Below are 10,735 nucleotides of genomic sequence, written 5' to 3' on the forward strand. Positions count from 1 at the left end.
CTCCGGATGAAATTCTCACAATTAGCGGTTAGCCATTATTTCTACCATAAAAAAATCTCCCAGTGAGTTTTAGTCAACTAGGAGAGTTAGTTATCAGGGTGCATCTACCAATTAATTGTTCTAGGGTTAACCAGCATACTCCGGACAAATTTGCATACATTGAGTGTGTTGTTAACCAAGCATAAAAAAATCCCCAGTGGGCGTTAGCCAACCAGGGGAGTTAGTTATCAGGGTGCATCTACCAATCAATTGTTCTGGGGTTAACCACTATACTCCGGATGAATCTAGCAAAAGGTATATTTGACTTATGTGTCAAAAAAATCGAGTGCTTGTTAGCTAGGGGAGTAGGATAAATGAGGTGCATCAAGCGGATATTCTAGAGCAAATCACCATTCTCTGGTGAAGATTATCTGCGGTGAAGGTTATTAGGTCGAAAAAAAATCCCCTGTGGGCATTCGCCGACTAGGGGAGTTGAAGATCAAGGTGCATCTACCATTTAAGTGTTCTAGCCAGATGCAAACTAATCCGGATAAAGTTGTAAAAGCGGAAAAAGCAAAATTATGATGATTCAGAAACATTCAGTGAGCGAATGCATCTAAGGTATCAGAAGGAGCGAAGAATCGACTTGACACTTTCGCGTTTCAAATCAAATTTAGGAGGCGACTAGGAGAAGTTGTGACCCAGGAATTTCACATTTCCGTAACCCCAGTAGGGCAAAATGACTACTTGGTGCGGACGGAACAAGTCGCGCCTGGGGTGCCATTGGCAGAAGAACTGGTGACTTGGCCCGTAGCTGATTGGTTAGCAGCTGCTGGGCATTTGATGAATGACCCTTTAAAGTCGGTGTTGCAGGGGGATGTGTTCGCCTCTAACGGCCGCGAAAGCGACATTGCCAGAAACTCTGTCAACTTAGTAGCGTTGGGTCAGCAATTTTATAATGCACTATTTCAAGGCACTCTCAGAGATAGTTGGATTACAGCGCAAGGTATTGCCCAGAATCACCAACAGGTATTACGTCTACGTTTGGGGCTAAAAGACACTAGATTAGCTCGTTTACCTTGGGAAGTGATGCATGCAGGGGATCGTCCTCTGGCTACTGGCCCTTATGTCGCTTTTTCTCGCTACCAAAGTGGAATTCTGTCGGCATCTCGTTTGCCTTCAAAAAACATACCACAACCGCTGGAAGACACTGGCGTCAAAGTATTGATGGTCATCGCGTCTCCTACAGATCAAGTCCGTCTAGATTTGCTCAAACATGAGGCTATCAAGCTACAAGCTGAACTTAACCGTCATGCACCACGGACTACTGAAGGTGGCAATTATCTCCCAGATATCGAACTTACCCTGCTAGACCAACCAGGGCGGGAAGAATTGACGCAAGCTCTAGAACAAGGACGATATCATGTTTTGCACTACTCCGGTCATAGTAACTTAGGCCCGAACGGTGGTGAAATTTATCTTGTTAGTCATAGAACAGGCTTGACGGAAATTTTAAGTGGAGACGATTTGGCGGGTTTACTCGTCAACAATAATATCCAAATGGCAGTATTTAACTCCTGTTTGGGGGCATATAGGGCTACCGCAGACACTACTGGGGAAACAGGCGAACGAAACCTTACAGAAAGCCTGGTGAAGCGCGGTCTCAGGAGTGTCTTAGCCATGTCAGAACGGATTCCCGATGAAGTAGCATTGACGCTGACACAATTGTTTTACCGTAACCTGAATCAGGGATATCCTGTAGACTTGTGTGTGAGTCGGGTGCGTCAGGGATTAATTTCTGCCTATGGTTCTCATCAGATGTACTGGGCGTTACCAATTTTATATCTCCAGCCAGAATTTGATGGATTTCTCAGCCCAGCAATACCTGCAAGTGCAGAAGCCCTCAATGAGTATAATCCGCCTGTGAGGGTAACTCCTAGCGCGATGTACTCTGCTGTGGCAGATGAAACCGAGATACCTTTAGCCTTTGAGGAAATGACGCCTTCTGGTCTACCACATGGTTCCTCTGAGCTGGATTGGCTGGGTGAAGAGACTTGGGGTGATCTGGTTGATGAAATTGAATATGATGATCCATCTTATGCAGAAGACTCAGCTTTAGTTTCGGATTTGTTTCGCCAACTAGATGATCAAAAAGCTGCGTCTGAGCAATCTTCTATGGCTGCGGAACTTGTGCAACAGCTTGCAGAAAATAATCTTCAGACAAGACCGATTTCTGAGAATATGAATGGTCTTGATCATGAAGCAAGCTTGTGGGGAGAAGATCCGACAACAACATCTCAAGCCTCTGAGAACTTTGAAGGAGATTGGGAGAATCTCCCTATTACCTCATCAAAAGTTACCTTATCGACGAAACAGCGCCAGCGAAGGCGCCAGTTTTGGCCTGTTCTGAGTATAGTAGGAGCAAGTGCGATCGCAGTCGTCGTAGGTTTAAGTTGGTGGCAGAATAGACAATTATCAAGGTTGCCTGAAATACCGCCAATTCCCAATCAGTCTCTCACAACCCAACAACCTCCAATCGATTTACAGGCGGCTCCAACTGGAATTGTCACAGCTATCGCTACGGAAAAATTGAGCCAAGGTGATTTGCAAGCTGGACTAGAGGCTGTGGAAGAACTACTCAACCGTGGCGTACTTCCATCTGCTGAAACTGCACTTAATCTTGTTCCTGAAGAGCAGGCCGATAATCCTGCTGTCAATTTCTTTAAAGGACGATTAGCTTGGCAGTCTGTCCAAATTAAAGATAAAGATAAAAAATACAGTATTGATGATGCTCGGCGTTATTGGGAAAGCGCTGTTAGAGCTAACCCAGATTCATTTTTATATAACAATGCTCTAGGATTTGCTTACTATGCAGAAGAAAATCTGAATCGAGCTAATGACTCTTGGTTTAAGGCTTTGAATTTAGCTCTCAAACAACAGAACATTGCTACTACTACAGTAGTATCCACAAAGGCAGCAACGATGCCTAAGGATGCTTTAACTTCCTATGCTGGGTTGGCACTGGGACTGTATAAATCTGCATATAATCAACCAGTTGCTAAACAGTCCCAATATATTAATGAAGCGATCAAGCTACGCCAAATGGTTATTAAGGATGATCCAGTAAATTTCCAGATCAATAAATTGAGTAGTAATTGGTTGTGGACAGAAAAGGCAATTGCTGATTGGCGATCGCTACTTCAGGAAAAAGCTAAGAAACAGTAAGCAATTCGATTTTCAAAATAATAGAACGCTAAGAATGAATGCGTCCTCATTTTGGATGTTTCAATACATAGGCAATGTTGCAATGATGGTAATCACCAGTTATTTCAGCCCACAAAATTTGTGCGATGAACCACTAATATGGAAATCATTGCATTACCAAGTATTTTGAAACACAATAACTTAAATATTTTGCTAACTATCTCTATTTTTAAACTACCGATATATATTTAGCAATTTGTTTTTAGTAAATCTAGTGGGCATTATATATCATTTGTTGATTGTTTTTAATTTGCTGCCATAGAGTATCAACAGTCACAAATTTATAGCCTTGTTGTAAAAGCTGAGGAATCAAAATTTGTATTGTTGCAGCAGCATCTTGACCACCAAAAGCACCATCATGTAAGACAATTAGTGAACCGTTTTCTACCTGTTTGAGAACTCGCTGTACTACAGTAGTGACTCCTGGTCTTACCCAGTCTTCTGGTACAACGCTCCACATAACTGGGCGATAATTCCACTGTAAAAATAAGTTTAAAATTTTAGGTGTAAATAAACCATTGGGAGGTCGGACATCCTGTACTTGTTCAGGTAGTAGATTGCAAGCACTGTGAATAGCAGCTTGAGTTTTTTCTAAACTCTCTTTCAATTGAATCGGGGAGAGCATAGGAAAAGAGCGATGTTCATAACCATGTAATCCAATCCAGTGTCCACGATCGCACACTTCTCTAGCTATCCCTGGCGAGCGGTTGACACAACTACCTAACCAAAAAAAACTGGCTTTAACTTGATAACGATCTAAAACTGCTAATACTTGGGGTGTGTAATGCGGATGGGGGCCATCATCAAAAGTAAGTGCGATCGCCTTGGAATTTCGATCTCCACTCCAAAGGCAGTTGGCGAAAGTAGGTTGGAGTATGCGATACAGGATTGGAAATAGAGGCGCAAATTGCATTTTAATTTTATTGGCTACTTTAAGGTCTTGTATTAAAACCCTAGCTTATACCCATGCATTAATAAATCACATCTACAATTAGATCGTGTAAAATCCGCGTTATACAATAATTATGTCAAGTTTTAAGTTTAATTAAAGAGTTTCAAAGCTAGTTTACCTAATCAAGGAAATTGCTAGCCTCTGTTTAGATGTCCTTGTTTTGAACTGATAACCTCGGTGGCATCCTTGATTTGAAAGGAATTAGAAGCGCGAGCCATGGCAATTCAGGGGATAATGCAATCAAAACAGGTACTCAGTTTGCTTCACATTCTCAATTTAAGATTTTAAAAGCTTTATATATACAACTATTACGGATGAAATCCAGGATAAATGCTGAATTCGTTTGTGTATTAGTTGTGATTTATTTTCTCAAATTTTTTGGTCAAGGATGTTAAGCATAACACCCTATACAACTGTAATTTAACTTGCTTGATCCCCAGAAATTGCTGCCTCGAAAAGAGGTTTATTCCTGGGGTTGTTAAATAGGAGTATGCATATTACCGTAATTTTTCATTAACTCTCTACGCCCGCTACCGCGATGTGGCGCAGGCTTTTCTGGCTGGTTAGGTCTGGGTTTAGGTCTTACCGAGAGCAACTGTTGCAAATCAGAGGTAGAAGAGGCAAGCAGTAGATGGGACGAGCGATTTTTAGTCACTTGGCAGTTCAAAGTGAAGGAGCCGACTACCAGACTTGAGACTAAAATTGAAATTGCAGCACGCATAACAGATGAATATTTTAGAACTCTCTTATTCCCTGCTACTGATTTTTTATTAGCGTATCCGGACAATTCCTTAAATAAGGATGTTTTTTACTAAAAATAAATAATTTTTTTAAACATATATATGTTCCACTAGTAACCAATTACCAGCAACGTTCAGGCGACCCCAAACTGTTAATAATTGTTTTTGAGGATAAGCTTGTAGTTGTTCATTAATATGCGATCGCAAAGTTACCAGTTGCCAAGTTTGTTCTTGATGTGCTGATGATGCAGTTATGGTGAATCTGTAGTCTTGCTGATTCTGACGATGGAAAATACCTGTGAAGCAGTTATTAATACCTGTTAATACATCTTTGTCATTTAGGTAATAGGATTGAGCCAATGATGAACAAGGACAATCGCCATCAAGCGGATAAGCTTCTGGGTTATCTAAGTAATACTTCTGCCAGTACAGCCATTCTGAATGATCGGGCATTAAATTAAACAAAGGTAGGACTGCCGCAGCTGAGCGTTCATCTTGTAATAAAGCTGCTTGCAGCGCCCTTACTGGTAAATCCCTCGGCTGACAATTCATCTCAGCGCACATAGCTGCTGCCATTCCTGCGGCTTGTCCAATGCCCATAACCACAGGTTGCAATCTGGTTGCCCCATTAGCAATATGGGAAACAGAAATATTCTTTTCACAAACCAAGAACCCATCTGTTGCTGCTGGAATTAAACAAGTGTAGGGAATTGTAAAGGGAGTTCCAGTCCAACGCCCCCCCCAGCGGATAGATTTAGGTTGTAGTGGGAAGTTGTAGCCAGGATAATGATGGTCGTTAGGGTAGTTACCAACAGCAATTGCATCTATGTTCAAGGATGCAACTTTACCCCCTGCTACAGGCAAAATATCCTGTTCTTGGATAGTTGTTATCCCCACTAAGCGGCGACTTTCTCGGTAGTAGGGATGCAGTGCAAAAGCTGTATGGGAATCGGGAAAAACCTGTTCTGCCAAGCCGTAGCGATGACCAAGCTGGCTTTGAATAAAATGTGCGAAATTTTGGCTGTGCCAGCGGCATTCTTGAATAAACTCACGTCTAGTTGGCTCCGACTTGAGCAGTCGATCTAATCCTTCGCCATAATCATTGCCACGAATAGGCCAATTGATCATCAATAGACCTCCTGGCAAGCGTCCATAATTTAAAAATTGCTCTCCACCGTAGCCATCCCAAGCACCGACAAACTGAGATGGATCGTAGTTAGGGGCAGTAGGGATTTCTAGGGCCACCCTTGTACCAAAATCTTGCATGATCACTACCCCAGTGGGCGCTTGTACTGGATATTTTTCTGTAATCTCATTAGGACTTTCTGGCGCGCTGGGTTCTTGCCATTGCGATCGCCATTCCCAACCCCAGCGGTAAGGTATCTCAGCCAAAGCCAATAAATCTCCTAATTCTGTCGCGTCGAGAATAATCTTGGCTTTAACAATAAAATCAGCAAACCGAACGCCAGTTACACAACTTCCATGCCGAAAAACCTCTAAGGGGACTTGTCCATGAATCCAATGCAGATTTGGTAACTCATTTACCCAATCCGCAAAGATTTCTGCGCCAATGCGGGGATCGAAACTAAAAAAGCTCACCCAGCTGTTATCTAAACCTCCTGGCTGACGGCGTTGCAATTCCTGTAAAAAAGCACCCCACAATCCCGTCTGAAAGGCTTCTAATTCATTACCATCAGGTACAGATACCCCAGCCGAGGTTAACATTCCCCCCAACCAAGGAAATTCACTTACCAAGATAGTTTTGGCTCCCCGTCGTGCCGCTTGGATAGCAGCAGCCGTACCACCAACTCCGCCACCCACAACTAAGACATCAGCTTGATATGTCTGATTCACCATTTACTAACCTCACTAGAGTTTCGACATATTCTGCCCAGCTGAGTTGACATTAGACAAGATAATTTATTTATTGTTTTGGATCTTGAGAATAAGTTAAAACAAACAAATTGCAAACCAGATAGCTTAAAGTTGACGACTAATGTTACATCTAATAACGTTGAGCGGTGAAAAATCAACGTGAAAGCACAGGTATTTAGAGGCGTCAATCAACTTTCCTACGAAGAGATTCCAGTACCGACTCTGGAACCGGATGAAGTGCTGGTACAGGTGCGGGTAGTAGGATTGTGTCAGTCAGATATTAAAAAAATTCGTTATCCTCTGTATGAACCGCCGCGGATTTTTGGGCATGAAACTGCTGGGATCATTGCAGCGGTAGGTTCTGGGGTTAAAGGTTGGCAAGTAGGACAAAAAGTGGCGGTAATGCACCACATACCCTGTATGCGTTGCGCCTATTGCCTAAATGAAAATTTTTCGATGTGTGATGTCTATAAAAACATTTCCACTACAGCAGGATTTAATGCCAGTGGCGGCGGTTTTGCCGAGTATGTCAAAGTACCCGGTCATATTGTCCAAAATAGGGGATTAATTCCGATTCCAGATCATATAAGTTTTGAAGAAGCGAGTTTTGTAGAACCAACTAACTGTTGCTTGAAGGCAGTAAAAAAAGCCCAAATTGCTCCTGGACAAACCATTTTGGTGACTGGTGCGGGGCCAATTGGGTTAATGTTTGTAATGTTAGTGAAGTATTTCGGTGCTAAAGCGATCGCCACCGACTTATTGCCCTCTAGAATTGAAAAAGCTTTAAACGTTGGTGCAGAAGCGGCTTTTGATGCCCGCGATCCTGATTTACCTGCAAAAATTCATGCTCTCACTGATGGCATGGGGGTTGATGTTGCTTTACTGGCTGTCCCCAGTGATAAAGCTTTCTTTCAAGCGCTGGACTGTACTCGTAAAGGCGGTAAAATCCTCTTTTTCGCAGAGTTTCCCGACGAAGTGGAAATCCCTATCAATCCGAATATTCTTTACCGACGAGAAATTGACTTAATGGGCAGTTACAGTTCATCGTACCGCCTGCAAAGTTTATCGGCTGATATTGTATTTAATCGACGCATTAATGTAGAAGCATTAATTAGCGATCGCTATCCATTACAAGATTTATCAAAAGCTGTGGCTCAAGCGATCGCTCCCACACCTGAAACCTACAAAATCTTAATTTATCCCCAAACAGCAGATTAAAGACAAGGTAAATTAACTCTTCTCCCCGTCCCTCATATCTTTCTGACTGCAAATAACAATGTCTATTACCCTAATTACAGTTGCCTTACTAGCTTTCTATGTAGCTTGGAATCTTGGCGCTAACGATGTTGCTAACGCCATGGGAACCTCTGTCGGTTCCAAAGCTGTCACCCTAACACAGGCACTGATCATTGCTGGGGTGTTAGAGTTTGCGGGTGCTGTATTATTTGGGCAGGAGGTAACGCAAACCCTAGCGACGAAAATTGCCAATCCTGCCTTATTTGCAGCTACGCCTCAAACATTGATAATTGGGATGGTAACAGTGTTACTAACGTCTGGCGTGTGGCTTTCTATTGCCACCTCACAGGGTTTGCCTGTATCCTCTTCTCATGCGGTTGTGGGTGCGATCGCTGGTTTTAGTTGGGTAGCCTTGGGATTTAGTGCGATCAATTGGTCATCAATTGGCTTAATTACCATCGGCTGGATTTTAACGCCGTTAATTAGTGGCACAATTGCCGCTCTATTCTACAGTCAAATCAAACGTTGGATTTTAGAACAACCAAATCAATTGGCACAGTTACAAGAGTGGATTCCTTGGTTGAGTGTGGCCTTAATGGCGGTATTTGGTGTGATAGTGCTACCATCACTCACTCAACCTCTAACACATTTTTTGATTGACCAAGTTGGATTAAACATACCTGCTTACGATGTTCCACTATTCACAGGTGCAACAGCAGCAGTTAGTCTTACCTTCTACAGTTGGAAAGATTTAGAAAACAAGGTTAAATTTTCTTCCCAATCCCCAGTACCTAATCTCCAGTACCCAATCCCCAATCCTACTGAGCGCTTATTTGGTCGCTTTCAACTGCTGAGCGCTTGCTTTGTGGCCTTTGCTCATGGTTCTAATGATATTGGGAATGCAATTGCACCTGTAGCTGCGATCGCCTACATCAATCGGACTGGTAGTGTACCTACAGATGGCATTAATATCCCCATATGGATTTTAATACTAGGCGGTGTCGGCATTGTTAGCGGTTTAGCTATCTGGGGTAAAAAAGTCATCGCCACCATTGGCGAGAATATTATTGCCTTGCAGCCCAGTAGTGGATTTTGTGCCGAACTAGCAACCGCCACTACCATCTTAATTGCCTCCCGGCTAGGATTACCTGTATCCACTTCCCACGCTTTAGTCGGTGGTGTTGTTGGTATTGGACTGGTGCAAAGCATCAAGTCGATTCAATTCCAAACTCTCAAAAGTATCGCTGCCGCATGGCTAATTACAGTGCCTGCTAGCGCAGTTCTCAGTGCTGCTATCTTTAGCATTGCCCAAATTTTCTTTTTGTGAAAATTCCGCCTGAATTCTCTTTAATTATTAATATTTCTATGATGTTTCCCTTCGTCTGTATCCGTAAGTTCAAAAATACGGAATTATGAATATTACAGGCAAAGAGCTTTTGGCGCGATTGCCTTTGGCACTGCGCTCCGCGCAATCGCTGCTAATTCACTAGAATATTTTTTAGGAGATAGCAATATTTTTAATTTCTGCAATCAATTAATTTAATTCTGATTAGAGATATAAACTGTCGCATAAGCTACATTCGGCACGAATTTCAAGAGAATAATAACAACTCCGAGAATCTTGTTGTGGTAGCAAACTACGCATTCATAAGAATTTAACAATTACTATTCCCACAAAAATAATATGTATTACTTTGGGATTAAGTTTTTTCCTAAAAAACTCTCTTAGGAATAAATGATTTGTTTAAATTTGACGGAATGCTGGCCTGTAATGCTGAAAGAAAAGCAGTTTACTAAGTAGTGAGCTAAATTATATGCTTTGCCAACCCTGCGGTCAGCATGACAGAATTACGGTGATATGCGTAAGTCCTGTTAAAATTTTTGGTTTATCTGACAAAATACAGGAAACAACTATGAGCGCCAAGCAATTATACGGGAAGCAGCTTTATCGTCAAAATGTTAGAGGTTAGAAGCTAATGGGGCGATTTGAGAAGCAACCAGACAACCCGCGAGTCAGAGGCGATCTATCCAGGGCAGCAGAAAACGCTCTCTGGGCTGTTGTAGAAGACTTGGAAAATCTTCAACAGCACGTGCTTAGGTCATTACAGGAAGAAGTAAAGCGGCTTCAGGCGGAAAAAAACCGTTTAAACGATGACATTAAACGACTGCACGAAGAAAAAGAGCATTTACAACAGGTGCGTCAAATCACAGAGCAGCAGGTGTTAATCCGTCAGCTGGCAGAAGCCTTGGCAAAGCACATATCTTCGCAACTGCAATCTTCACTGACGACTTTAGCAACCCAAACACTAGAACAAAACTCCCACGAATACGAGAGAGCCGTCCTGGAGACAGTCCAGACAAATAGCAACCAGAAAATTAACAATAATGAGAATGTAGAACAGCTGCTTGGTTCTTTGGATGATACCCTCACCATCACCTTTAATTCCCTGCAACAAGAACTGAAGAACTATCAAAGTAATCTTTCCCAACAGTTGTCTCGGATGCACAACCAACAACAGCAAGGGGAAGAAATATTAGCAGAGTTGATTAACCGTTTGCAAGGGTTGCAAAAAACGATTGAAGCTACTCCACCCACAGCAGCAAAAGTATCACCACCAACTATCCTGCAACCTCCTGAGCCGCAAGCAGCAAAAGTATCACCACCAACTATCCTGCAACCTTCTGAGCC

7 protein-coding genes are annotated in these 10,735 nt (G+C 42.5%); 4 read left to right on the forward strand and 3 right to left on the reverse strand.

Going from position 1 to position 10,735, the window contains the following annotated elements; genetic code table 11:
• The first annotated feature begins 675 nt into the window (after positions 1-675).
• Positions 676-3,204, forward strand: a complete 2,529-nt coding sequence (gene hetF, locus AC5JL8_RS20840) for a cell division protein HetF (RefSeq protein WP_495881574.1) — start codon at positions 676-678, stop codon at positions 3,202-3,204.
• A gap of 250 nt (positions 3,205-3,454) precedes the next feature.
• On the opposite strand, the gene AC5JL8_RS20845 is transcribed toward hetF, so the two are convergent.
• The 3 genes from AC5JL8_RS20845 to AC5JL8_RS20855 all read right to left on the reverse strand — a co-directional run bounded on the left by AC5JL8_RS20845 (position 3,455) and on the right by AC5JL8_RS20855 (position 6,792).
• A complete protein-coding gene (locus tag AC5JL8_RS20845) occupies positions 3,455-4,156 on the reverse strand; it encodes a polysaccharide deacetylase family protein (RefSeq protein WP_495881575.1) in 702 nt (233 codons plus the stop codon).
• A gap of 517 nt (positions 4,157-4,673) precedes the next feature.
• Positions 4,674-4,916: a heterocyst-inhibiting protein PatX gene (gene patX, locus AC5JL8_RS20850; protein WP_495881576.1), complete on the reverse strand. Its 243-nt coding sequence runs from the start codon at positions 4,914-4,916 to the stop codon at positions 4,674-4,676.
• Between the two features lie 109 nt (positions 4,917-5,025).
• Positions 5,026-6,792 (reverse strand): FAD-dependent oxidoreductase, encoded by a 1,767-nt coding sequence (locus AC5JL8_RS20855; protein WP_495881577.1) that lies wholly within the window; start codon positions 6,790-6,792, stop codon positions 5,026-5,028.
• 177 nt (positions 6,793-6,969) lie between these two features.
• On the opposite strand from AC5JL8_RS20855, the gene AC5JL8_RS20860 reads away from it, so the two are divergent.
• From AC5JL8_RS20860 to AC5JL8_RS20870, 3 genes are all read left to right on the forward strand, one after another.
• Positions 6,970-8,028: a zinc-dependent dehydrogenase gene (locus AC5JL8_RS20860; protein WP_495881578.1), complete on the forward strand. Its 1,059-nt coding sequence runs from the start codon at positions 6,970-6,972 to the stop codon at positions 8,026-8,028.
• A 58-nt stretch (positions 8,029-8,086) separates the two neighbouring features.
• Positions 8,087-9,373 (forward strand): inorganic phosphate transporter, encoded by a 1,287-nt coding sequence (locus AC5JL8_RS20865; protein WP_495881579.1) that lies wholly within the window; start codon positions 8,087-8,089, stop codon positions 9,371-9,373.
• A gap of 649 nt (positions 9,374-10,022) precedes the next feature.
• Positions 10,023-10,735 (forward strand): coiled-coil domain-containing protein (locus AC5JL8_RS20870; RefSeq protein WP_495881580.1); only part of this gene is annotated, 713 nt, incomplete at its 3' end.

It is taken from the genome of Mojavia sp., from assembly GCF_059505145.1.

Bases quoted from the DNA above. Each gene is read 5' to 3' on its own strand.
- AC5JL8_RS20845 (WP_495881575.1), bottom strand. From the start codon at position 4,156: ATGCAATTTGCGCCTCTATTTCCAATCCTGTATCGCATACTCCAACCT.
- patX (WP_495881576.1), bottom strand. From the start codon at position 4,916: ATGCGTGCTGCAATTTCAATTTTAGTCTCAAGTCTGGTAGTCGGCTCC.
- AC5JL8_RS20855 (WP_495881577.1), bottom strand. From the start codon at position 6,792: ATGGTGAATCAGACATATCAAGCTGATGTCTTAGTTGTGGGTGGCGGA.
- AC5JL8_RS20865 (WP_495881579.1), top strand. From the start codon at position 8,087: ATGTCTATTACCCTAATTACAGTTGCCTTACTAGCTTTCTATGTAGCT.